General features: G+C 42.1%; 23 protein-coding genes and 1 riboswitch. Of the genes, 14 read left to right on the top strand and 9 right to left on the bottom strand.

Annotated elements, in window-relative coordinates:
• Positions 1-35: 35 nt before the first annotated feature.
• From MHH31_RS18150 to MHH31_RS18130, 5 genes are all read right to left on the bottom strand, one after another.
• The gene (locus MHH31_RS18150) at positions 36-1,160 is read right to left on the bottom strand and encodes a 5-methyltetrahydropteroyltriglutamate--homocysteine S-methyltransferase (protein ID WP_342495070.1); all 1,125 of its coding nucleotides are present in this window, start codon (positions 1,158-1,160) and stop codon (positions 36-38) included.
• Positions 1,161-1,247: 87 nt separating this feature from the next.
• A riboswitch (SAM riboswitch) is annotated at positions 1,248-1,360 on the bottom strand.
• An 81-nt stretch (positions 1,361-1,441) separates the two neighbouring features.
• A complete protein-coding gene (locus MHH31_RS18145) occupies positions 1,442-2,761 on the bottom strand; it encodes a gluconate:H+ symporter (protein ID WP_008345676.1) in 1,320 nt (439 codons plus the stop codon).
• A gap of 50 nt (positions 2,762-2,811) precedes the next feature.
• Positions 2,812-4,233: a four-carbon acid sugar kinase family protein gene (locus MHH31_RS18140; RefSeq protein WP_212359531.1), complete on the bottom strand. Its 1,422-nt coding sequence runs from the start codon at positions 4,231-4,233 to the stop codon at positions 2,812-2,814.
• A 6-nt stretch (positions 4,234-4,239) separates the two neighbouring features.
• A complete protein-coding gene (gene garR / locus MHH31_RS18135; protein ID WP_342495069.1) occupies positions 4,240-5,133 on the bottom strand; it encodes a 2-hydroxy-3-oxopropionate reductase in 894 nt (297 codons plus the stop codon).
• A gap of 200 nt (positions 5,134-5,333) precedes the next feature.
• Positions 5,334-6,191: a MurR/RpiR family transcriptional regulator gene (locus MHH31_RS18130; RefSeq protein ID WP_301232105.1), complete on the bottom strand. Its 858-nt coding sequence runs from the start codon at positions 6,189-6,191 to the stop codon at positions 5,334-5,336.
• 161 nt (positions 6,192-6,352) lie between these two features.
• On the opposite strand from MHH31_RS18130, the gene MHH31_RS18125 reads away from it, so the two are divergent.
• Entirely contained in the window at positions 6,353-7,030 is a 678-nt protein-coding gene (locus MHH31_RS18125) for a DUF3298 and DUF4163 domain-containing protein (RefSeq protein ID WP_024719231.1), read from the top strand.
• 79 nt (positions 7,031-7,109) lie between these two features.
• Here MHH31_RS18125 and MHH31_RS18120 read toward each other — a convergent pair whose 3' ends face one another.
• Together MHH31_RS18120 and pepT are read right to left on the bottom strand one after the other, a co-directional pair.
• Positions 7,110-7,289, bottom strand: coding sequence for a hypothetical protein (locus MHH31_RS18120; RefSeq protein WP_342495508.1), 180 nt, complete (start codon positions 7,287-7,289; stop codon positions 7,110-7,112).
• 288 nt (positions 7,290-7,577) lie between these two features.
• Positions 7,578-8,810, bottom strand: a complete 1,233-nt coding sequence (gene pepT, locus MHH31_RS18115; protein ID WP_342495068.1) for a peptidase T — start codon at positions 8,808-8,810, stop codon at positions 7,578-7,580.
• A 226-nt stretch (positions 8,811-9,036) separates the two neighbouring features.
• Here pepT and MHH31_RS18110 point away from each other — a divergent pair, with 226 nt between their 5' ends.
• The 5 genes from MHH31_RS18110 to MHH31_RS18090 all read left to right on the top strand — a co-directional run bounded on the left by MHH31_RS18110 (position 9,037) and on the right by MHH31_RS18090 (position 12,433).
• Entirely contained in the window at positions 9,037-9,360 is a 324-nt protein-coding gene (locus MHH31_RS18110) for a WXG100 family type VII secretion target (RefSeq protein WP_017358661.1), read from the top strand.
• A gap of 4 nt (positions 9,361-9,364) precedes the next feature.
• Positions 9,365-10,561, top strand: coding sequence for a glycine zipper domain-containing protein (locus tag MHH31_RS18105; RefSeq protein WP_056704056.1), 1,197 nt, complete (start codon positions 9,365-9,367; stop codon positions 10,559-10,561).
• Between the two features lie 12 nt (positions 10,562-10,573).
• Positions 10,574-11,332 carry a hypothetical protein gene (locus tag MHH31_RS18100; RefSeq protein WP_342495067.1) on the top strand — a complete coding sequence of 253 codons (759 nt, stop codon included), beginning with the start codon at positions 10,574-10,576 and terminating at the stop codon, positions 11,330-11,332.
• A 21-nt stretch (positions 11,333-11,353) separates the two neighbouring features.
• Positions 11,354-11,881, top strand: a complete 528-nt coding sequence (locus MHH31_RS18095) for a YfjD family protein (RefSeq protein ID WP_047947320.1) — start codon at positions 11,354-11,356, stop codon at positions 11,879-11,881.
• Between the two features lie 96 nt (positions 11,882-11,977).
• Entirely contained in the window at positions 11,978-12,433 is a 456-nt protein-coding gene (locus MHH31_RS18090) for a helix-turn-helix transcriptional regulator (RefSeq protein WP_017368337.1), read from the top strand.
• Positions 12,434-12,484: 51 nt separating this feature from the next.
• On the opposite strand, the gene MHH31_RS18085 is transcribed toward MHH31_RS18090, so the two are convergent.
• Positions 12,485-12,832, bottom strand: coding sequence for a helix-turn-helix transcriptional regulator (locus tag MHH31_RS18085; RefSeq protein ID WP_017368336.1), 348 nt, complete (start codon positions 12,830-12,832; stop codon positions 12,485-12,487).
• 206 nt (positions 12,833-13,038) lie between these two features.
• Between MHH31_RS18085 and MHH31_RS18080 the strand changes: the two genes are divergently transcribed.
• From MHH31_RS18080 to MHH31_RS18055, 6 genes are all read left to right on the top strand, one after another.
• A complete protein-coding gene (locus MHH31_RS18080) occupies positions 13,039-14,028 on the top strand; it encodes an asparaginase (RefSeq protein WP_017358664.1) in 990 nt (329 codons plus the stop codon).
• Between the two features lie 28 nt (positions 14,029-14,056).
• Positions 14,057-15,478: an aspartate ammonia-lyase gene (gene aspA, locus MHH31_RS18075; RefSeq protein WP_017368335.1), complete on the top strand. Its 1,422-nt coding sequence runs from the start codon at positions 14,057-14,059 to the stop codon at positions 15,476-15,478.
• 143 nt (positions 15,479-15,621) lie between these two features.
• Positions 15,622-17,028 carry a Na+/H+ antiporter NhaC gene (gene nhaC / locus MHH31_RS18070; protein ID WP_100324617.1) on the top strand — a complete coding sequence of 469 codons (1,407 nt, stop codon included), beginning with the start codon at positions 15,622-15,624 and terminating at the stop codon, positions 17,026-17,028.
• A 295-nt stretch (positions 17,029-17,323) separates the two neighbouring features.
• Complete coding sequence (locus MHH31_RS18065) at positions 17,324-17,749, top strand: DUF5082 family protein (RefSeq protein WP_008345637.1); 426 nt, start codon at positions 17,324-17,326, stop codon at positions 17,747-17,749.
• 37 nt (positions 17,750-17,786) lie between these two features.
• Entirely contained in the window at positions 17,787-18,053 is a 267-nt protein-coding gene (locus MHH31_RS18060) for a YwqI/YxiC family protein (protein WP_159145243.1), read from the top strand.
• A gap of 284 nt (positions 18,054-18,337) precedes the next feature.
• The gene (locus MHH31_RS18055) at positions 18,338-18,763 is read left to right on the top strand and encodes a DUF5082 family protein (RefSeq protein WP_007497950.1); all 426 of its coding nucleotides are present in this window, start codon (positions 18,338-18,340) and stop codon (positions 18,761-18,763) included.
• A gap of 46 nt (positions 18,764-18,809) precedes the next feature.
• Here MHH31_RS18055 and MHH31_RS18050 read toward each other — a convergent pair whose 3' ends face one another.
• Positions 18,810-19,007, bottom strand: coding sequence for a hypothetical protein (locus MHH31_RS18050; RefSeq protein ID WP_282746112.1), 198 nt, complete (start codon positions 19,005-19,007; stop codon positions 18,810-18,812).
• 137 nt (positions 19,008-19,144) lie between these two features.
• On the opposite strand from MHH31_RS18050, the gene MHH31_RS18045 reads away from it, so the two are divergent.
• Both MHH31_RS18045 and MHH31_RS18040 read left to right on the top strand, forming a co-directional pair.
• Positions 19,145-21,103: a BglG family transcription antiterminator gene (locus tag MHH31_RS18045; RefSeq protein ID WP_342495066.1), complete on the top strand. Its 1,959-nt coding sequence runs from the start codon at positions 19,145-19,147 to the stop codon at positions 21,101-21,103.
• A gap of 89 nt (positions 21,104-21,192) precedes the next feature.
• Positions 21,193-22,503 (top strand): PTS transporter subunit EIIC, encoded by a 1,311-nt coding sequence (locus MHH31_RS18040; RefSeq protein WP_024719533.1) that lies wholly within the window; start codon positions 21,193-21,195, stop codon positions 22,501-22,503.
• Positions 22,504-22,513: the final 10 nt, after the last annotated feature.

Here is a 22,513-nt window from a genome sequence, read left to right as displayed (position 1 = left end):
GATCAAACGGTTTGTCTCTTTTTATTGTGAGTGGACTATGATGTCCACACTTGATCCGCAATCTCAATCACATGACGCAGCTTTTCCCATTGCTGTTCTTCTGTTAACAAATTGCCTTCCTCTGTTGAGGCGAATCCACATTGTGGGCTCAAACAGATTTGGTTGATGTCCACATATTGTGCCGCTTCCTCGATTCTTCTTTTGATCTGATCAACGGGTTCAAGTTCCCCATACTTTGAAGTGACAAGACCTAGTACGATTTGAAGGTTTGGATTTTTCACATAACGAAGGGGTTCGAATCCGCCAGAACGGTCATCGTCGAATTCTAAGAAGAGACCATCCAAATCGAGACCCGCAAAAATCGTTTCTGCCGCTGCTTCGTAACCACCTTCGGCTGCCCATGTTGATTTAAAGTTACCACGGCAAATGTGCATGGTGATCACTAAATCATCTGGTCGATCGGCAACCGCTTCATTGATTGTCTTCGCAAATGACTCACGCAGTTCATCTTCTTCTCGGCCAAAGGCTTTGATTTGTTCATGGCCTTTTTCAGAAAAGAACACGGCCCAAGCTGTATCATCTAGCTGTAGATAACGGCAGCCTGCATCATAAAAAGCACGAATGGCTTTTTTATAAGCTTGTGCCACGTCATGGTGAAAATCATCTAAGCTGTCGTATACTCCTTCTTCAAGCTTTCCACGGAAAAAGAGCATATTCGGACTTGGAATCGTCATTTTAGCCGTATGATCACCCGCGATGCTGTGAAGGAAGCGATAATCCTCCAGCATTGGATGATCAGTAAAATCAATCTTACCTGTTACTTTGATGCCTCTCGCTTTTGTCGTCGTATTGTGGAATTGAATGCCTTGGTCTGCTTCAAATCCTTCGACCCCATCAAGCCCTTCTAGAAAGTCAAAATGCCACCATGCACGTCTGAATTCTCCATCTGTGACAACCTCTAATCCAATTTCCTTTTGCTTCTCTACAATACGAGTGATTTCTTCGTTTTCAATTTGTCTGAGCTGTTCTGTTGTCAGTGTACCGTCTGCTTTTTGCTTGCGGGCTTCTTTGATGCGTTCAGAACGAAGTAAACTCCCTACTTGATCTGCGCGAAATGGCGGCTTTGTTGTTTTTTTACCAATGGTTTGTACTTGTGTCATGCTGAATCCCTTCTTTCTTCAAGTTATAAATCAAATAAAAAAGCTCTTCCTTGGATAAGGAAGAGCATCATATACTGTGAGATCTCTGCCTTATCTTCAAACAAGCATCAGCTTGCTTAAGGAATTAGCACCATTCTGTTCCTAGGAACAGCGGTTGCCGGGTTTCACAGGGCCAGTCCCTCCACCACTCTTAATAAGGTTACCTTTGATTCAATTTTCTTAATAAACACAATTATTCAATCTTTTCGAGAAAAAGTCAATGGTTTTTCCTATTTATTTTCCTACATAAACAAATCAGCGACGAGAACACCAGCTAATCCAACAAGTGATAGAACAGTCACCATTAATGTCCAAGTTTTAAAAGTTTGAGCCATCGACAAATTAAAGTATTCTTTGTAAATCCAGAAACCCGCATCATTCACGTGAGAGAATGTTATACTGCCGGCGCCTGTTGCAATCACCATTAATTCTGGGCTGACACCCGTCAAACCAATCAGCGGTGCAGAAATGCCAGCTGCTGTGAGACCTGCGACAGTCGCTGACCCTAAAGAGACACGAAGGACAGCTGCAATCAGCCAAGTGAGGAGCAGAGGAGACAGTGTGCTTCCTTGCATAATCCCTGCAATGTATTGATCAACACCGCTGTCAATGAGCACCTGTTTAAAGGCGCCGCCGCCTGCAATGATCAATAGAATCATCGCAATGGAGCCAATTGAATCCGTAATCGACTTCATGACGTCCTGCATGCTCTTTCCTCTGCCAAGACCAAATGTGTAGATGGCAAGCAGCACAGAGATTAATAGGGCAATCGCCGGCTCACCTAAAAACTCAGCCGCCGGTAGCAGCGGGGAGGACGGGAAGAAAATTTCTAAACATGCTCTGAATGTCATGAGCAATACAGGTAAAATAGCGGTGAAAATACTAATGCCGAAGCTTGGCATTTCCTCTTCTGTAAATTCCTTTGGATTAAACAAGTCCTTAGGAATGTGTGCATGCAGTTGATCTTTCTTAAATAGTTTCGTAAACAGAAGTCCGCCTACTAAAACAGCAGGAATGGCTAAAATAATTCCAACCAATAAGGTTTGTCCCATGTTGGCTTGAAATACATTGGCAATGGCTGTCGGCCCTGGGTGAGGAGGGAGGAAGCCATGTGTTGTAATGAGTGCAGCGACGAGCGGCATTCCCACATACAACACAGGAAGTCTTGCGGCTTGAGCAATGGTAAAGACTAATGGAATAAGAATAATGAATCCGGTTTCATAAAATAGAGCAATTCCGATAACGAATCCAGTCAGCATCGTCGCCCATTGGATTTTCCCGATACCAAAGCGGTCGATGAGTGTCATGGCAATACGCTGAGCTCCGCCAGAATCAGCCATCAATTTACCAAGCATCGCTCCAAAGCCAAGAACCAACGCCAGATGGCCGAGTGTACTTCCAAGCCCTTTTTCGACTGAAGCAATCGCTTCAAGTGGTGACATGCCTTCTAAAACGGCAACGATTAAAGAGACAATAATCAACGAAATGAAAGCGTTTAACTTAAAGACAACCATGAGTAAAAGTAATAACAAAACGCCAAGTCCGATAAAAACTAACGACATGATCTTTCCTCCTTGTGCTGCATAAGGGAGCGTGAAACGCCCCCTCTGCTTTATCCTTCAAGTATGTCTACTGCTTCTTTTAACGTATCCTTTGAGCCAACATTTCCCGGGAAAATCACATAAGACATAAATGGGAATTTGCTTTCTTCTCCTGTTTGCCAAACGGGAATACCTGGTCTGATTTGACCTGCGACGGTCGCACGTTTGACACTGAGTCCTCTTGTTCCAATATCGCTAGAGGTGATTCCACCTTTGGCAATGAGGTACTTAGGGCGAATGGAGAGGCGCTGAACAATGCTCGTCACAGCATCACTAATCTGAACAGACAGTTTCAATTCTTCTTCTTGACGATCGTCCCCAAGATCAAGCCGTTCTCTCCTTGTATAAACAGCAACCGATTGCCCGGTTGTTAAAAGCCGTTCAGTTTGTTGAATCACGCGGTCAATTTCCTCTTGAAATGCTTCAGGTTCTAACACGAGGTGTGTATCAAATTCAATAAATGCGATGTCTTTATTTTGCTGCAGCGCTCGCAATTGTTCGGTTGTTTTTTTGACATGGGAACCGACCATGATGAGGCCACCGTGCGTGCTTTCTTCCTGTATTAAGTCTTGTCTAGTTAATAGTGCTTGATCCTCAACACCGCCAAGCACTTTTGTGAGAGCTGCTGCACTTCTAAATAGAAAGTGCTGACCTGCTTTGATGGCATCTATGAGGGCAATGACAAAGACTTTGACATCGTCATAGTCTACTGCATTTACAACCACTTTTTGAAAATCCTTCACGGTCATCAGCTGATCCTTGATTTGTTCAATACGTAAAGCCCGGATATCTTCTAAAGAAATATAAGTAGTGTTTTCCTTAGTGAACGATCCGTTTGATTTCTCTTCGATCCATTCTCCGAGGTGAGAAGATTGAAATCCGAATGTACGATCAAATGCAAATTCTGTGTCACCAGCAGGAATTAATTCGTGACCTTCCTGTACATAGTGAATATTGCCAATCGTAAAGCGGCCGCCTTCTTTAAAAAAGGGAAGAAGGATTTCGCCGTCAAATTGGCGGGAGCTTTGCTGTTCAATGGTCGTTCTGAGAATGTCAGTCTCTAGCGGGAAGTGTCCACGCAGGGTGGAGTCCCCCCGGCTGACAATGATGAAATCTTGATCAAGCCGTTCAGCCGTTTTCACAATCGTTGATGCGATCGTTTCATGAAGAACCGTCGTTTCTTTCTCTGTCATACTGCGAGAGTTGGTTAAGATAAAGAACATACGGCTGTCTTCAAGAAAACCAGCTTCAATGCTTTTCTCTGACCAATCGGTGAAAACAGAGACGCCGTGTACGGTTTGAATGCCTGTTGGGTCATCGTCTAATACAATCACTTTATGGTGGAAATGGTTTAGTGCTTGTTCGTATGCTGATTGAATGCGGTCTGAATCCGCTTTCGGAATGGCATTTAGTAACTCAATGCTTTGTTTCATAGAACCTCATCCTTTCTTCACTTCAACATGAGCCATTTTTTCGTAATATTGAACGATCCCACCGTGATCAAGTCCAGACTTTCCGTCCGCTTTGAGGGCGTGGAAGATTTCCAGCAGTTGACTAGAAAGCGGGAGAGGAACGCCGATATCGTGGGCAGTTTCCATGACATTGGTTAAATCCTTTAAGTTGATGTCAATACGTCCGCCAGGCTCAAAGTTTCGTTCTAAAATGAGAGGAACCTTCGCATCGAGTACAGCACTTCCTGCCAGTCCACCTCGGATGGCTTCATACATTTTATCAATCGCAATGCCAGACTTAGCGGCAAGGACGAGTGCTTCGGACATGGCAGCGATATTTAAGTTGACGATGATTTGATTCGCAAGCTTAGCGGTTGTCCCGCTTCCATTTGATCCAACTAATACGACATCTGTGCCCATGGCATAGAGGACATCCTTTACTTGTTCAAAAATCTCTTTTTCTCCGCCCGCCATAATCGCAAGTGTCCCGTCTATCGCCTTTGGCTCTCCGCCACTGACAGGAGCATCGATAAATTCGACCTGATGCTGTTTTGCCAGTGCCGCTAATGCTCTAGAAGTAACAGGTGAAATAGAGCTCATATCTATAATAATCGTGCCAGGTTTTGCTGTAGCCAATATGCCTTGTTCACCTGCTACAACTGCTTCTACATGCTCACCTTTTGGAAGCATCGTGATTATGATATCGCTTTCAGATGCTGCCTCAGCAGCTGATGCAGCGGCATTTGCGCCCAATTCTTTTAATGCTAGAACAGCTGCTGTATGAATATCGAAAACAGTCACAGTATGACCGGCTTTTAATAGATTGAGTGCCATAGGTTTCCCCATAATGCCTAATCCAATGAATCCAATTTGCTTTGCCATTTTGTCCGCCTCCTATTTAGAAACCCCTTACAAAAAGCGCTTTCTTTTCTTTTTGTTAGTATATATACTATCGATTTAAATTAATAGTAGGAAATAAACTATTGTTCATTTAATGTACATGACGAAATAGGAATGTGTCAACGGAAAATATGAGAAAAGTCACAAAAAAAAGACCGGAAACAGCTCCGGTCTATGGTCGATTATGTTTTATTTTTAGCTACAGCTAATCGAGAACGTTTGACGTTGTCGATTGCATTTGATCCTAATTCTAAAACAGCTGTGACGTACAAAACATCAATAATCACAAGCTGATTAATACGAGAAATCATTGAGTCAGAACGATAGGTTGTTTCTCTCGATGAACTGAGCAGATGAAAGTCGGATTTCTTGGCGAGCTCTGATTTCGGATAGCTCGTAATCGAGGCGACCGTTGCACCTTTTTCCTTTGCAAATTGCACGGCATCAAGGATTTCTCTACTTTCCCCTGAATGTGAGATCGCGACGATAAAATCATGTTCCGTTGCATGTGTTGCAATCATATTCATCATATGAGGATCACTGCATAGACTCACTTCAAAGCCAAGCTGGAGAAACTTATGATAGGCATCTCCGGCAATAAAACTGGAGGCACCTGCTCCAAAGAAGACGGTTTTATGTGCCTGTTTCATTTGCTGAATAAATTGTGTCACAGCTTGGTCTTCTAAAATATGTTTCATATCCTGAATAGAGTTGGTTGTTAACTCTATGACCTTATGTTTAATATCTGCGACACTATCAGATGCTTCGATCTCACCGTATATGGATTGAGGTGTATTGGTCGCAATATCCTGCGCGACATGGACACGAAACACTTGATAGGACTCATAGCCAATTTTTCGTAGAAAACGAAAGATCGTCGTTTCACTTGTGTTGCATTCAGCAGCGAGTGCACTAATCGAATGAAGCACAACTTTCTGAGGGTTTTGTAAAATGTAATTGGCAATCTTTTTCTGGGTAGGGGACAAACTATGAAATGTTGTCCGGATATGACTAAAAATATTCTCTTCTATGATAAACACCACACTTCATCTAACATTCTATCTTAAGCATACAGGAACTTATGAAAACGGTAAACAAACCTCACATGAAAAATAAAGAATAATATGGAAGAAAACACTTCTTTTGGTTCTTTTGTCATGGTATACTCAATTGGTAATAGACAAAAATGGGGGTTTTTACTATGACAATGAAGAAAGGCCTAACGATCAGCCTGCTCATTTTTTCGCTGATTGTTTCATTGTTTGCGCCAGTTGGATCTGCGGATGCCAAACAAGTGAAAAAAGCAAAAGTAAGTACACACTATTATAAAAAGAAAAAAACGTTTAAATATGCACAGGTGAAAAACCTTAGTAAGGCGCATATGAAAACCATCAATCGCGATTTAAAAGATGATATTGCATTCTCTTATTCTACGTACTTGTTCTTAAAGGACGAAGCGAAAAAAGAAGGCATTGGGAAGATCACATACGAGAGATCGTTTAAAACGAAATTTAACAATGGGAAGAAACTAAGTATCCTAAACTATGATTACATGAATGACGGTAGTATGCACGGGGATACGATGGTTACGAGCATGAACTATGTGTTAACAAAGAAAAAAACAAAGCAACTGTACTTTACAGATGTGGTAAAAACAAAGAAAAAGCGTACAAAAGTAAGAGATTATATCTATAACTACACAAAGAAGCATAAAAGTAAATTCTATGCGAATCTGAAAAAAAGCGATATTCAAATCGGCTACGACACGCAGTACTACTTCACGAAAAAGGGAATCGCTGTTGTCTTCCAGCCATATGAAATTTCACCGTACTATGTAGGAATTCCTATGATTCAAGTACCTGCGAAGGTGTATAAATAAACAAGAGAAACGGCCATGAATTTGGTCGTTTTTTTATACATAAAAAGAGCCCCTGGTGACGAGGCTCTTCTTTTTACATTTATACTTGTTTGGGTGCATCGTTTAGTGGGTGACGGCGTTTGCCGTTGTAGTGGCGGCGCATACGAAAGATTTCAAACTCCGAAAGCTCTGCGCTTTTTCGTTTTTGGGTGCGGTTATCTTTTTTGAAAGAGAATAGTAAGTAGCTGCAAAGTGAAGCGATAATCAATAAAATCATCATATGACATTCCTCCAATTCATCCTATTCTTTAAGTGTAGACAGGGTGAGTGATGTTTATAACTGAAAATAGTTAGCAAATAGCGTTTAGTTCTAAAGGTTTACTCTTGCTGCTTTTTTAGGTCTAAAATACTGGTTGTTTTTAACTATTATATTTCCAGTTATTGCACTCGTCAAGAAGAATTTTTCTGGGGTTGTCTCTATTAGTACGATTAAGTGTCATAAAAGTTTCAGAAAATTGTAAACTTTTATTAAAAAACCGTTCCCGAACAGGAACGGTTGTAAACATGTTTATGCTTTTTCTTCAAATAAACGTGCAATTTCCACGATCACTTCTGACGCTTTCAGCATGTTCTCTACAGAGATGAATTCATATTTACCGTGGAAGTTTTCCCCGCCAGTAAAGATGTTTGGCGTTGGAAGTCCTTTATATGAAAGCTGTGAGCCATCTGTACCGCCACGGATTGGTTCAATGACAGGTGTCACTGAGCGGTTTTCCATGGCTTCATGAGCGATGTCTACGATATGTTTGACTGGTTCAATTTTTTCTCTCATATTGTAATATTGATCCTGAATGCTAAGGGTGATGCTGTTTTCACCGTAGACCGCTTTTAAGTCGTTTGCGATTTTTTCAAACAGTGCTTTGCGCTTGTTGAATTTCTCTTTATCAAAATCACGAATAATATATTGCAGCTCTGCTTCTTCTACTTCTCCTACAAATCTTGTGAGATGGAAAAAGCCTTCGTATCCTTCTGTGTATTCTGGAGATTCATCTGAAGGAAGTTTGTTGTGAAAGAGCATGCCGATCTTTGCAGCACTGACCATTTTGTCTTTTGCTGTCCCTGGATGGACGTTGTTTCCTTTAATTGATACTTTTGCACCTGCGGCGTTGAAGCTTTCATATTGAAGCTCTCCTAGCGGGCCGCCGTCAATCGTATAAGCATAAGAAGCGCCAAAGGCATCAACATCGAATTTGTGAGGTCCTCTGCCGATCTCTTCATCTGGTGTGAAGGCGACACGAATTTTTCCATGCTTGATTTCTGGATGCTCAATCAGGTAATGCATGGCGGTCATAATTTCTGCGATACCTGCTTTGTTATCTGCACCAAGCAGGGTCGTGCCATCAGTCGTGATGAGCGTATGTCCTTGGTATTTTTGTAAATTTGGAAACTGTGCTGGAGATAATACGATATGTAGATCTTTGTTTAACGTGATGTCCCCGCCTTGATAGTTCTCATGAATCTGCGGTTTCACGTTCTTGCCAGTGAAGTCAGTGGCTGTGTCGATATGAGCTAGGAAGCCAATGGTTGGCACTTCTTTGTCAGTGTTAGATGGGATCGTGCCCATGACATAACCGTTTTCATCCATTGTCACTTCTTGAATGCCGATGGATTTCATCTCTTCAACTAGCTGCCTTGCTAAGTTCAGCTGTCCTTCAGTGGATGGGCAGCTCTCCATGTCTGCATCAGACTGTGTATCCACTTTTACATAACTTGTGAATCGCTGGATCATTTCCTCTTTCATCAATACATCACTCCTTTTGTAGAATATGTTCATTTTATCATGTCTTGAATGCGCTTCATAACAAGAAAGGCTTTCTCTGACAATTAGAGAGGAAAAAGACCTACTTTTATTTTGCGATGTGCTGAATGGTTCTTTAGGGTGATTTTTTTGGGTGTCTTTTTATTTATAATGAGGACATATAAAATCATCCATTTGTACGTTAATTTGGGAGAAAGGGGTGCGAAAGTTGGATTCTAGTCAAACACTTGCACTCGCTCAAAAGTTCCAGGAAGCAGCTGATGGCATTCGGCAGTCGAAGCAGCTGCTTGAGAATCGGCTGAAGGCAGTTGGATCAGGCTGGCAAGGGGAAGCAAGAGATAAATTTGATCAAAGCTTTGAGGAAACAGTGGCACGCTATGATCAATTTGAAAAGGACTTGCTTGAAACAAGTCAGGAACTGCGGGATGCTGCTGTCAAAATCGAGGAACGTAAAGCTGAAATCGCCAGAATGGAAGAGCTTGAGCGAAAAAGGCGAGAAGAACGGAGAGAAAGAAACCGAGAAGGGAGATGATGTGATGGCGCGTGACATTGTAGTAGATCCAGATCAGCTGACAGGGCTGGCGAATGATTTTGTAGGAGAGCTTTCGGCCATCGAAACAAAGCACCGCGATTTACATAGTGAACTGGATGGCCTCATCCTAGGCTGTGATCCCCGTTATCGAAGCTGTTTTTCTGGAGTAGGAGATGCATGGGGTTCTGGACAAGCCTTAATGAGCAAATTGAGCAGTGACGACATTGCCATTCGTCATGCAACGGATAAAATGGTCGAAGCTGATGATATTTTAAGGAAAATGTACAGTCTGTATGATCAATATGGTACACTCACGAGCCTAGCTGGTATTGTGATGATGCAGGCAAAATACTATGGACTTGGCATGACGACCTTTATTAAAGAAAATGGCCGCTATGCTGCGCAGCATTCAAAGCTCCTTCTTGATGTGACCGGACGGGTAGAAGGAACGAGATTTGACCGGTTGGCAAGGATTTGGCTGAGTAAAAAAGAATTATTAAAACGATCCAATTGGTCGATGGCTGACCTGGTCCATAAGAAATTTACGAAATTTTATCCTAGCGATACAGTTGCGTTCACGAACAGTGTACGTGATTTCACAAAAGGAAGTATCAATTGGAAGGACACGGCTGGCATCAAGTCTGTTCTGAAAAATGGTGCAAGGTTTGCGAAAGGAAATGCCATCATTGCAACGGTCGTCACGGGTGCAACAGAAACGGTTGGCTGCGGTCTGAAAATTGCGGAGAACTATGCGGAATTTGGGGATCAGCCAGAAGTTCTCAAGCGTGAAAATGCAAAGGCTGTTGGAAATGCAGTGAATAATACGGTCTTTATTGCAGGCGGATCTGTTGCAGGTGCCGTTGTGGGCGGCGCTCTTGGAAGCTTTGCAGGACCGATTGGAACAGTCGTTGGCGGTGCGATAGGATCAGCAGTAGGTGGCTTTATTGGTGAAAAAGTCGCCAAGCTTACTTCTGGTTTTGCAGAACAGGTCGCAGTGAAATTAAAAGACCCAATTCATGCGGTTGTCGATAAAGGAAAAAAAGCATTTGAACTGGCAGGTCAAGGTGTTAAAGCAGTCAATGACACCATTGATCAAGCAAATCAGGTGATACATAAAGGAATAGAAAAAACAAAAGAAACCGCAGATTCGCTGTTGAAAGGTGCAGGTGATTTCTTGAAGGGCGCATTTTCTTTTGGATAAGGAGAGATCAAGTTGGATCAGCTAAGTCTAAGTATCGAGGAACTCATCTTTAGTTTTTACAGTGAAGGCTATTTTGAGCAAGGGATGTCTTTAAAGGAAGCCTATTATCCAGATGTAGAGGATGAACGTCTTGGATTTTTATTTGAAATTGCATGTCGCTCTTTGCTGGCAAAAGACGTGCTAGAATTTCGAAATAGACAATACCGTTATAAAGAAAAATACCGGCATTTCATTCAAGCCATGAACGATGCATCACATACCGTGAAAGCTTCAAGGTTTGGTGCATTAGATGAAGAGGTCAGTACGTCCTTTCATACGACTCAGGCAGGTGTGTATTCACACCATACGCTTTATGATCAACAAGTGCATCAGATTCACAAACTAAAAGACGATCAGCAGACTGTGGAGCAAGTGACAACCTTTTTGAACATACACATGAGTGATCGCCTCACACCAGTCATCAATTTGCAGGGGGAAGAATTTGAACAGCTGTTAGAACAAGCCAGTCAAGGGAATGATGATTGCCCTTCTTTTCTAAATAAAGAAGAGAACCAAGAGCTTGTGCGGGCATTTGTTTCTGATGTAAGAGTCAGAAAAGGAAAAATGGATTCTTTGATGAAGGTCACTTATGATAAAAATAATACGCCGGATGTAGAGTCTATGATATTTGTTATTCCGGGGCAGAAGCATTCTTGGCTAGTGTCGGGCATGAAGGAAAATGAATTTCGGATAGAGACGGCTCATAGGGACGGATTACGTTCTATATTCTAATGGAGAAAAGGAGAATGGCGCTTGAATCCAAGTGAAGTAATAGAAGTGAGGAGCAGACCCTTTCTAAGAGTATGGGCATTCTTAGCAACGGGCGGGTTTGGCATCATCGGTATTTGGTTATTTTCAGAAGCTCTTACATTTGAATCGAATTATACGTTGTTTTTATTTTTAGGCGGATTATTAGGCATTGTCTATGGGTGGATCTCTTTTTTGATGATTCTTCCGGCTTTTACGAAGAGGGGAAATGTGATTTTTCGCATTCAGCGTGGAGAGAATGGCGCTGTTTTATACCGGCAACAAACAATCCCTTTTCAAGACATACAATCTATTGATATGCGCAGGCATCGTTACAGTATCAGGGGATTTCTGTTCATGGATGTGCTCATTCGGAAAATTGATGGGAAATTGATCAAGATTCCGGCGTACAGTATTTTAGATGAAGAAGTATTTGAGCAAACGGTGAAACAAAACATTTATCCATATTTACATGAGACCGCCCAAGAGAATTGGATACAGCAGCATGGTCATGGTGAAAAGCAGAATCAATAGATGTTTTCGCCATCATTCCATGAGGTGAGACGCCACTTTTTTTAAGAAATCGTGTATGATGTCAGTAAAGACTGAACAATCAAGAGGTGATGAGAGATGGACAAAGAAATGGTAATTGACCTCGTCACAGAACAAATGGCACGAATTCGAAAAGAAAAAGACTATACACAGGACCGCATGGCTGAGGTGCTTGGGCTATCCAAACGGCATTTGCAGCAGGTAGAAAAGAATCGACTTCGCCTCAACTGGACGCAATCTGCGGCCGTTTGTGCATTATTCAGGGATAGTGACATTTTAAAAGGGACACTTGGGGATGATCCGCTTGAGATTTTGGAAGTCGTCGCCCACGATGAATTGCATTTATCTGTTGAACGTACGATTGGCGGAAAGGTTTGGTGGCGGACGTCTGTGAAAAAAGGTACGTTTCGTCTTCAGCAGAATGTACTAAGCCAGCATTACCGCATCTTAGATGATGAGAATTATCGCTATTATAGTTCCTTTAATAAAGAAGAAGCGAAGCGGCGGTTAGAGGAATTAAGTGAGCTGTCGTAAGCAGAAAAAGAGAGGTCCCTCTATGACAGGGACCTCTCTTTTTTGTGTTGTTTATACTTTCAGAGTGTTTTTCGCCCGAATAAAGGCAACAAGCTGTTTAATTTCTTCATCTGTTAGTGGAACGCCGTCTACATGGATGGTTCCTTCTTTTGCTTCCGTCAGCTCAATTTTGATATCAGAGATTTTGCGTTGTATCTCTGGCTCGTCCGTTCTACCAAGTAAAAAATCAATGGACGTATCATACAAATCAGCCAGCAGTTTCACTGCTTCAAGCGAAGGTCGTCGGTACCCAGATTCGTAACCGGCATAGGTGCTTTTGGCGATACCTAGGCGATCTGCCGTATGCTGGAGAGACCATTTTTTCTTTTTTCTAAGGGTGGTTAAACGATCGAGTATCATACATGAACGCTCCTTTATATACAACAACAGTATATCATATTTTGACAAAGAGTGTACGCGTTATGCGTAATAATTTCTTGATTAATTCGCGTTATGTGACTATAATGGCAATGAAGGTACGCGTAAAGCGTATATTATAGAATAGCACAAGCTGGCTTATAATATGTGTGACAAACGAAGTAATTTTACTGAAAGAGGTGGACCTGTTGAAGAAATTATTGCTTTTAACCACTGGTGGGACGATTGCATCTGTAGAAAGTGAAAATGGTTTAGCTCCAGGTGTTAAAGCTGAGGACCTTTTAAGCTATTTAAACGAAATTAATGCAGACTACACAATGGACACAAAGTCCCTAATGAGTATAGATAGTACCAATATGCAGCCTGAATACTGGGTTGATATCGCAACAGCCATTTATGAAAATTATGATCAATATGACGGATTTGTCGTCACTCATGGAACAGACACAATGGCCTATACATCAGCAGCACTATCGTATATGCTGCAAAATCCTGATAAGCCAATTGTCATTACAGGGTCACAAATCCCGATTACGTTTAAGAAAACAGATGCGAAGAAAAACATTACAGATGCGATTCGTTTTGCATGTGACGGTGTTGGCGGCGTATACGTCGTGTTTGATGGCAGAGTCATTCAAGGAACTCGCGCAATCAAACTAAGAACGAAAAGCTACGATGCATTTGAAAGTATTAACTACCCATATATTGCATCGATTGAAAATCATCAAATTGAATACAATAGCAAAGTAAAAAGATCATCAATGAAACCGCTTAAATTAGATGCATCCTTGAACACAGACGTTTGTTTACTAAAACTGCATCCAGGACTGAAGCCTGAGTTTTTAGATTCAATCAAAGGGTTGTACAAAGGAGTCGTCATTGAAAGCTACGGCAGCGGCGGAATTCCTTTCGAAGGAAGAAACCTTTTAGAAAAAATCAACGAATTGCTGGAAGAAGGCATTTCTGTTGTGATCACCACTCAGTGTCTCGAAGAAGGAGAAGACATGAGTGTGTATGAAGTAGGACGTAAAATCAATCAAGAACTGGTTGCTCGTTCAAGAAACATGAACACAGAAGCTATCGTGCCAAAGCTCATGTGGGCATTAGGTAAAACAACAGATCCACGAGAAGTGAAAAAGATTATGGAAACGCCAATCGCAGAAGATTTAGTGATTTAACTATTCTATAGAAAGCAGGTCATACGAGATGGTTCAAGCAACTTATCGTTACGAGAAGGATTTTCTAGGTGAAAAAGAAATTCCCGCAGACGTGTATTATGGTGTTCAAACGCTTCGTGCAAAAGAGAATTTCCCGATTACAGGATATCGCATGCATGAAGAACTCATTCGAGCATTTGCCATTGTCAAAAAAGCAGCAGCTCAAGCCAACATGGAAGTCGGACGTTTATATGAAGGAATTGGAAATGCGATCGTTCAAGCTTCAGATGAAGTCATTGAAGGCAAATTCCATGAATATTTCATCGTAGACCCGATTCAAGGCGGCGCAGGAACGTCTATGAATATGAATGCCAATGAGGTCATTGGAAACAGAGCCCTCGAGATCATGGGACATCAAAAGGGCGAATACATTCATTTAAGTCCAAACACACATGTGAACATGTCACAATCGACAAATGATTCGTTCCCAACGGCGATCCATATTGCAGTGCTCAAGCAGTTAGACATTTTACTTGAGACGATGCAGGCCATGCATGACGTATTTCAAAAGAAAGCAAAAGAATTCGATCATGTCATCAAAATGGGGCGTACTCATTTACAAGACGCTGTTCCGATCCGTTTAGGACAAGAGTTTGAAGCATACAGCCGTGTGCTCAGCCGTGATATTAAACGAATCAACCAATCAAAACAGCATTTATATGAAGTAAATATGGGTGCGACAGCTGTTGGGACAGGCCTCAATGCAGATCCTCGCTACATTGAAATCGTCGTGAAGAAGCTTGCTGATATTTCTGGACTGCCACTAGTAGGCGCAGAGCACCTCGTAGATGCGACGCAAAATACAGATGCATACACAGAAGTATCTGCTGCCTTAAAAGTATGCATGATGAACATGTCTAAAATTGCGAATGACCTTCGCTTAATGGCATCTGGCCCACGTGCAGGTCTTGCTGAGATTGCATTGCCAGCCCGTCAGCCGGGATCATCCATTATGCCTGGAAAAGTCAATCCAGTCATGGCAGAGCTCATTAACCAAATCGCATTCCAGGTCATTGGGAACGACCACACCATCTGTCTTGCTTCTGAAGCAGGCCAGCTTGAGTTAAATGTGATGGAGCCTGTTCTGGTCTTTAACTTGCTTCAATCTATTAGTATAATGAATAACGGATTCCGCTCATTCACAGATCACTGCTTAGCGGACATCGAAGCAAATGAAAAACGTTTGAAAGAATATGTCGAAAAAAGTGCAGGTGTCATTACTGCGGTAAACCCTCACTTAGGCTATGAAGCCGCGGCTAGAATCGCAAGGGAAGCCATTTTAACAGGACAATCGATCAGAGATCTTTGCCTGCAAAATGATGTGTTAACAGAAGAAGAACTTGATATTATTTTGAATCCTTACGAGATGACAAAGCCTGGTATTGCGGGTGCAGAGCTCCTAGAGCGATAATAATATCAAAAATTTTATTTTATTAATATGTGTAATTGCCTGTGAAATAGAGAAAAACAGGCAATTCACTTTCTTTCGAATTGACACACTTTTTTCACAATATTTTGAAAACGCTTAACGCACGCACAAAGGGAGGAAACAAAATGAAAACACCACGTCTACCGTCTATTTTAGAAGTCGTGTCTGTACTTGGCTTATTTTTAGCAATTGTTTTATCATTCACTCTTTACTTCAAACTAGATATTCAACTCGCATTGTTTATCTCATGGTTTATGGTCATTGCTTTAGGGATTCGTTTAGGGCATTCATACAAAGACCTTCAAAATGCGATTACAAAAGGGATATCGAATGGTTTAGAGGCTGTTTTAATCTTAATTGCAGTAGGTGCACTTGTTGGTACATGGATTGCCGGCGGTGTTGTACCCACGTTAATTTATTACGGACTGGAATTTATTCATCCTAATATCTTCTTATTAGCTACACTTGTCATCTGTGCGATTATGTCCGTTGCAACAGGAACCTCTTGGGGTACAGTTGGAACGGCAGGGATTGCGATGATCGCAATTGGTGAAGGATTGGGTATCCCATTACCGATCGTAGCTGGGGCTGTTTTATCTGGTGCTTATTTTGGTGATAAATTATCTCCTTTATCTGATAGTACTGTGCTCGCTTCCTCTCTTTCAAAAGTGGACGTGCTGGCGCATGTAAGAGCCATGATGGTCTTATCCATACCAGCCTTTGTGATTACAGCGATTATGTTTACGGTTACAGGTTTTATGTATGGCGGACGCAACATTGATCAAGGTAAAGTAGAATTTTTGAAAAATGCCCTTCATGATACATTCACAATCAACATTTGGATGATCATCCCAGCAGTAGTGGTTGTATTACTGCTCGTATTTAAGAAACCTTCAATGCCTGTTATCGCTATTGGTGCCCTTCTTGGTGCAGTCTGGGCAATGGCATTCCAAGGAATGAACCCGGCAGATGCGCTTGGAACAGCTTATAATGGCTTTTCTATTAATTCAGATGTAGATTTCTTAAATACGCTGTTAAATCGTGGCGGTATTGTGAATATGCTTGGATCTCTAGTGGTCATTATTCTCGGACTTGGTTTTGGTGGCGTTCTTGAATATCTCGGCGTCTTAAAAGTAATTGTCGCTACTTTCGAGAAGAAATTATATAATGCAGGAAATGTAACCCTATCTACACTTGTTGTTGCATTCTTCGCAAATATCTTCGGCTGTGCGATGTACGTTTCATTAATTCTTACACCGAAAATTATGGAAAAAAGCTACGATAAATTGAAAATAGACAGACGTGTTCTATCTAGAAACGCTGAAGTCGGTGGAACAATGACGTCTGGTATGGTTCCGTGGTCAGATAACGGAATTTACATGGCAGGGATTCTAGGCGTCTCGACATTCTCTTATTTACCATTTATGTGGCTGAGCTTTGTTGCCATTGGTCTTGCCATCATCTACGGATATACAGGGAAATTCATTTGGTACGTGAAAAATCAACAAGACTCAGAAGAATCGGCATCATAAGCCGCTGCAAAAGCCGCCCCTCCCCCGGGCGGCTTTTGTTTGTCCTAGGACCGTAAGACTATGTGTGTTTCCAGAGGGGTGGTTGTGTATTTTGACCCCCTATAAAAGAGGGCTTAAGGTGTGGTATGAAGCAGATTGAAAGCATATTTATACCATAAAAAGGGCACAAATCCCTATTCAAACATGAGTCTTTGAACCTTATAATAACAATATTGGAAAAAGTGCGATTCACCATTACGCTCGTTTAGAGGGACTCTAAGCAGCGTTTTTATTTTTGACAGGAGGAGGAACCCATATGAGCTTATCGGATATGCTGTCTGCCCTTAACGGTGGCATTTCAAATAAAAAGGCAGAGATCGAAGAGAAAATTGCTCGACTCAAAAAAGCAAAAAGTAAGGTTGAACGTGAACAAGATGCGGCAGAAACAGATCTAAAACAAATCAAGCAGCCAAAGCTTGGGGCCTCTTGGAAAGGTGAGCGGAGCCAAGATTTCAAATCAGAGCGAAATGAAGCGCATGATGCGCTGCAAACGATCGTAAGCGATAAATACCCACGCTACGTGAGCCGAATCGAATTCAAAATCAGTACACTAGAAGCAGAGCAGGCTGCCTTATCCTTTGCCAGCTCTTTAGCTGGAGATGCCGCACGTTTGGCTGAAAAAGGAGAAGACGCAGTAGAAGACGCAAAACGCTTGATCTCAAAAGCATGGAGCAGCTTGTAAGCGAGCTTCATGCTGAACAAATCTGGAGGATATCATAATGGGACAAATTAAGTTAAACTACCAAACAGTGATGGATAAACTAGATGAAGTCTCCCAAGCAGTTGAAGCTTTAACAATGAAAAAAGCAGCAGATAAAGTTGGTGAAAACAGCCTTGAATTTGTAACCAAATGGACGGCACGTGAAGCAGAGGTGGGCGAAATGGTCTCAAGCTTTAAAGAAGCCTTGATCAAAAACGTTCAGGATACACGCTCAAATGTGAAGACACTAAAAGAACAGGATGAGGCGATTGCGGCAAAATCATAAGCCCCAATCGTTTTATTGATAGCGTAGCTGAGTACGACGTAAAATATAGTCGTAAAGACTCATATATAATTCAGGATTTATGACCTTGGATTATTCCGTTTTTCTTCCAAACACCATGTTAAAAGGACACCTTTTCCCTATTTAAGCCTAAGGCTTTTCGCCTTATACTATACTTAATGAAAGCGAACGATAGAAATGTCAGGACTGGAAAAAGCAGATGATCTGCTCGGTTTCAAAAACGCTGACGCCGTGCTTTCTTATGAGGTCTAATAGAGGTGGATGACATGAGTTTATCCGAGATGCTGCACCATCTGCATATGGGGATTGAAAACAAACGTGCAGAATTTGACGAAATGATCTCTCGGTTAAAGACAGCCAAAAGTAATATTCGAACAGAACAAGATCTTGCGCAGTCTGACATAAAGGAAATCAAGAAGCCTGCTCTAGATTCGTCATGGAAAGGTGAGAGAGGAACGGACTTTCACCGTCATCGGAAAGAAGCCTATCACGTGCTGCACGACATTGTGAACAATGAGTATGAAACCTATATTACGGAGATAGACCAAAAAATTATGCACTTTGAGTTAAAAAAAATGGAACTCGCTGTCGCCAGTAATTTTGCAGGAAGAGCCCAAGATGTGATGGAAAAAGGCGAGGATTTTGCAAAGGATGTCAAACATTTAATTGAACGGGGCTGGAAAGCTCTTTAATAAAATAAACGAAACAGCCGGCTGAACAAGCGGCTGTTTTTTTGGTTTAGTCACATCCACCGCTACCACCAGAATCACCACCGCAGGAGGCATCAGAAGCGTGATGTGTATACGAATCAGTATAGTTACTGGTTGTTGAACTGTGATGTGCAGAATGGTTAGAAGATGATCGCTTATCTTTTGGTGTAAACATGTGGGCGGCAATGGCGCCTAAAGAAGCTAGTATGATGATGATAACAAACATGATGTATCCCTCCTCTTGTTTCATATTCATACGTTTGAGCCATAACAAAGTTCCCGGTCGGAAAGAAAAACTGGGCAAAGAGTTCTATTTTCGTTTATGATGATAGGCAAAAGTAATTGACCAAGGGAGGGGAGTCTATGTTATCTCTACGTCAGGAGGAGCTGTTGAGGCGGTTAATGCAGGCAGAGCAGGAGCTGACAGGTGAAGAAATTGCACGCCTGATAGGCGTCACATCACGAACAGTTCGAACAGATATGAAAGCGCTTAAATCAATATTAGAAGCACATGGGGCAACACTTCATATGAAACGTGGAGCAGGGTATACATTGACTGTCGAAGATTATGGAGCATTTCGTACTTTTTTGAAAAACTCAATGAGAGAAAGAAATGAAAAAAAGAATCAAGTTATTCCAAATCAGCCGGAGGATCGTATCTCTTATTTATTGAGAAGGCTTTTATTGTCCGAAGACTATATGAAATTAGATGAATTGGCCGAGGAATTATTTGTGAGTGAATCTACTGTGAAAAATGACCTGAAAGCAGTCAAGCATATTTTCTCTTTACATGGACTCTCTGTTGCACACCGTCCTAAATATGGACTGAGGCTGACTGGAGATGAGATGAAATTAAGGTATTGTCTAGCTGAGCATGTGTTTCAGCAGGAGCATCCGAACCCTGCCCTTTTACCTGAAGAAACGTATCAATTGATTCAAGATATGGTGCGTTCACGTACAAAGGCAAGCGGCCTTCATGTCTCAGAGATCGGTTTAAGCAACTTAGTGACACATATCGCCATTGCGTGCAAACGAATTGAAGAGAAAAAATTGGTGATGATGCCGGAAGGAGAAATCAAAGACATTCAAACACAGCCCGCTTTTCAAGTGGCGAGGCAAATGGCAGAAGATATGCGTCACGTACTCGGTATAGATTTTCCATTATCTGAAATGGCCTATATTGCGATTCATTTAATGGGGGCAAAAATGATGGCGTATGGAGAAACGGGCCACACGCTATTTCACATGCTTGATGAAGAGCATTTCCGTTTAACTCACCAATTACTTGGTTATGTTGAAGAGCACATGTCACTTGATATTCAGACAGACAAGGAATTGATTGTGGGACTAAGTCTTCACCTGAGATCAGCGATTCATCGGTTCCGATATGATATGAACATCCGTAACCCCTATTTATCAGACATAAAAAGGCATTATCCGATTGCCTTTGAAGCAGGTGTCTATATGGGAAGATGGCTGAAGGAAAAAGAGAATGTAGAGATTCATGAAGATGAAATCGGATATTTGGCGCTGCATATTGGTGCTGCCATAGAGCGGACAAAAACTCAGACTGTGAGAAAAAAATGCTTGATTGTGTGTGCAACGGGTGTCGCGAGCAGTCAGCTTCTTCTCCATAAGCTGAAGGCCGCCTTTAGCGAAAGGCTAGAGATTGCTGGAACTGCAAGTGTCAGTGACCTTTTGTCGTATGACTTGAGAAGTATCGATTTGATCATTAGTACCATCCCGCTTCAGAACACACTACCTGTGCCAGTGATTGATGTACATACGATCCTCAGTGAAGACGATATGTTGAGGCTGAAACGATTTGTGCAGGGGTCACAAGAAATGGGGGTCTTGCGATATATCAGTCCGAATATGACTTTTTTTCAGCAAGATCTACAAACAAGGGAAGAGGTTCTTCAATTTTTCGTGAATGTATTGCGGGAACAAAACCGAATCCCCGATGATTTTGAACAGCTATTGCTGGAAAGAGAGGAAGTGTCACCTACGTCGTTCGGTCATTTGGTCGCGATCCCTCACCCAATCAAACCGGCAACAGATGATACGTTTTGTGCGATCTGTACGTTGAGAAAACCAGTGCTGTGGGGAGAAGAGCGGGTACAGGTTGTCTGTTTGTTAAGTATACAGAAGACGTATCAGAAAGAATTGCAGTCACTTTATCAATTTCTTGTGCGTTTGACAGAGCAGAAGGAAGTGGTGGAGCAAATCATCAAAGCTGCTTCATTTGAAGAACTGACGGCGGCGCTGCACGTGTTGGAACAGCCAGATGAAAAAAAAGGACACCCATTTCCGCATCTGTGAGGAAAAAGATTAGATGTTAATGAAAGCGCTTTTAAAATAACATCAAAAAGGAGGATGATCACGAGTTTTTGTAAAGGGGGAGACGGATCATGAGCTTTAAAGAGAGAGCGGCCGACGTCATGGGACATGTCGCTTATCGTATTACAAATCAGAAGTATATTATGGCGATTAAGCAAGCATTTGTCACATTAATGCCAATCATCATTACGGGGGCATTTGCTGTACTGGTCGCAAATATGATCATGAGCCCGGAAACGGGGCTTGCCCATTTTGAGATATTCAGGTTTTTAGCAGAGCTTCAGCCAATTATGAAGGCAATCAATTATGCCACGCTGAACTTTTTAACGATCGGGGCTGTTTTCCTCATCGGGATTGAGCTTGGGAAAATCAATGGACATAAATCATTATTCCCAGGATTAATGGCATTGATTTCATTTATATCCGTTATTCCGACGACACTTCTTCTTGAAGTCGATGGATCGATGCGTGAGGTTGTCGATGTGCTAGCGAGGCAATTCTCCGATCCAAAAAGCTTATTTTTGGGTATGATCATTGCCATCGTCTCTGTAGAGATCTTTTGTAAGCTTACCGAGGTGAAGTGGCTGCAAATTAAGATGCCAGATTCTGTTCCATCAAATGTGGCGACGTCTTTTTCTTCACTTTTCCCATCAATTATTACGATTACAATCATTAGTTCATTCGGGTTTGCGTTTCACCGTGTGACAGGCATTTATTTGCATGAAGCGGTGTATAACGTCGTGCAGCGTCCGCTTGAAAGTGTTGTGCAGGGACTGCCTGGTATTTTAACGTTAATGTTTGTGGCTCAATTTTTCTGGGTGATCGGTATACATGGCAACCAAATGATTAAACCGATTCGCGAGCCGCTGTTATTAGGATCAATTGCAGTGAACATGACAGCATTTCAAGAGGGCAAAGAGATTCCAAATATTATCACGATGCCATTTTGGGATGTGTATATGAGCATTGGTGGTTCGGGTGTGACGATTGGTCTGTTGATCGCCATTTTTATAGCGGGTAGAAGGGAAGAGATGCGTAGCATTGCCAAGCTTTCATCAGGACCTGGACTGTTTAACATCAATGAACCAGTTATTTTCGGATTACCTGTCATGCTGAACCCTGTGATGGCGATTCCGTTTATCGTTACACCACTCGTGACAGGTACGATTGGTTATATCGCAACCGCTACAGGTTTTGCCGGGAAAGCGGTGGTGATGGTGCCGTGGACGACACCTCCGATTGTGAATGCTTGGCTGTCTACCGCTGGCAGTATGGGGGCTGTCATCACACAGCTCATCTGTATTGTTGTCGCTGTTTTCATCTATTTACCTTTTGTCCTCTTATCCAACCGGAAGCCAGAAGCAGCACCTGATTCAGAATAGAAGGAGGGCT

Origin of the sequence: Bacillus sp. FSL K6-1033 (genome assembly GCF_038630765.1) — a bacterium.
GTDB classification, from domain to species: Bacteria; Bacillota; Bacilli; order Bacillales; family Bacillaceae; genus Bacillus; species Bacillus altitudinis.
Note: the sequence above shows the minus strand (reverse complement) of the source record. Positions and strands in the feature narration are given on the sequence as shown.

Excerpts from the sequence above, each read along its gene's own strand:
- MHH31_RS18150 (WP_342495070.1), bottom strand. The coding sequence starts at position 1,160 with ATGACACAAGTACAAACCATTGGTAAAAAAACAACAAAGCCGCCATTT.
- MHH31_RS18145 (WP_008345676.1), bottom strand. The coding sequence starts at position 2,761 with ATGTCGTTAGTTTTTATCGGACTTGGCGTTTTGTTATTACTTTTACTC.
- MHH31_RS18140 (WP_212359531.1), bottom strand. The coding sequence starts at position 4,233 with ATGAAACAAAGCATTGAGTTACTAAATGCCATTCCGAAAGCGGATTCA.
- garR (WP_342495069.1), bottom strand. The coding sequence starts at position 5,133 with ATGGCAAAGCAAATTGGATTCATTGGATTAGGCATTATGGGGAAACCT.
- MHH31_RS18125 (WP_024719231.1), top strand. The coding sequence starts at position 6,353 with ATGACAATGAAGAAAGGCCTAACGATCAGCCTGCTCATTTTTTCGCTG.
- MHH31_RS18120 (WP_342495508.1), bottom strand. The coding sequence starts at position 7,289 with ATGATGATTTTATTGATTATCGCTTCACTTTGCAGCTACTTACTATTC.
- pepT (WP_342495068.1), bottom strand. The coding sequence starts at position 8,810 with ATGAAAGAGGAAATGATCCAGCGATTCACAAGTTATGTAAAAGTGGAT.
- MHH31_RS18105 (WP_056704056.1), top strand. The coding sequence starts at position 9,365 with ATGGCGCGTGACATTGTAGTAGATCCAGATCAGCTGACAGGGCTGGCG.
- MHH31_RS18090 (WP_017368337.1), top strand. The coding sequence starts at position 11,978 with ATGGACAAAGAAATGGTAATTGACCTCGTCACAGAACAAATGGCACGA.
- MHH31_RS18085 (WP_017368336.1), bottom strand. The coding sequence starts at position 12,832 with ATGATACTCGATCGTTTAACCACCCTTAGAAAAAAGAAAAAATGGTCT.
- aspA (WP_017368335.1), top strand. The coding sequence starts at position 14,057 with ATGGTTCAAGCAACTTATCGTTACGAGAAGGATTTTCTAGGTGAAAAA.
- nhaC (WP_100324617.1), top strand. The coding sequence starts at position 15,622 with ATGAAAACACCACGTCTACCGTCTATTTTAGAAGTCGTGTCTGTACTT.
- MHH31_RS18065 (WP_008345637.1), top strand. The coding sequence starts at position 17,324 with ATGAGCTTATCGGATATGCTGTCTGCCCTTAACGGTGGCATTTCAAAT.
- MHH31_RS18060 (WP_159145243.1), top strand. The coding sequence starts at position 17,787 with ATGGGACAAATTAAGTTAAACTACCAAACAGTGATGGATAAACTAGAT.
- MHH31_RS18055 (WP_007497950.1), top strand. The coding sequence starts at position 18,338 with ATGAGTTTATCCGAGATGCTGCACCATCTGCATATGGGGATTGAAAAC.
- MHH31_RS18050 (WP_282746112.1), bottom strand. The coding sequence starts at position 19,007 with ATGTTTGTTATCATCATCATACTAGCTTCTTTAGGCGCCATTGCCGCC.
- MHH31_RS18045 (WP_342495066.1), top strand. The coding sequence starts at position 19,145 with ATGTTATCTCTACGTCAGGAGGAGCTGTTGAGGCGGTTAATGCAGGCA.
- MHH31_RS18040 (WP_024719533.1), top strand. The coding sequence starts at position 21,193 with ATGAGCTTTAAAGAGAGAGCGGCCGACGTCATGGGACATGTCGCTTAT.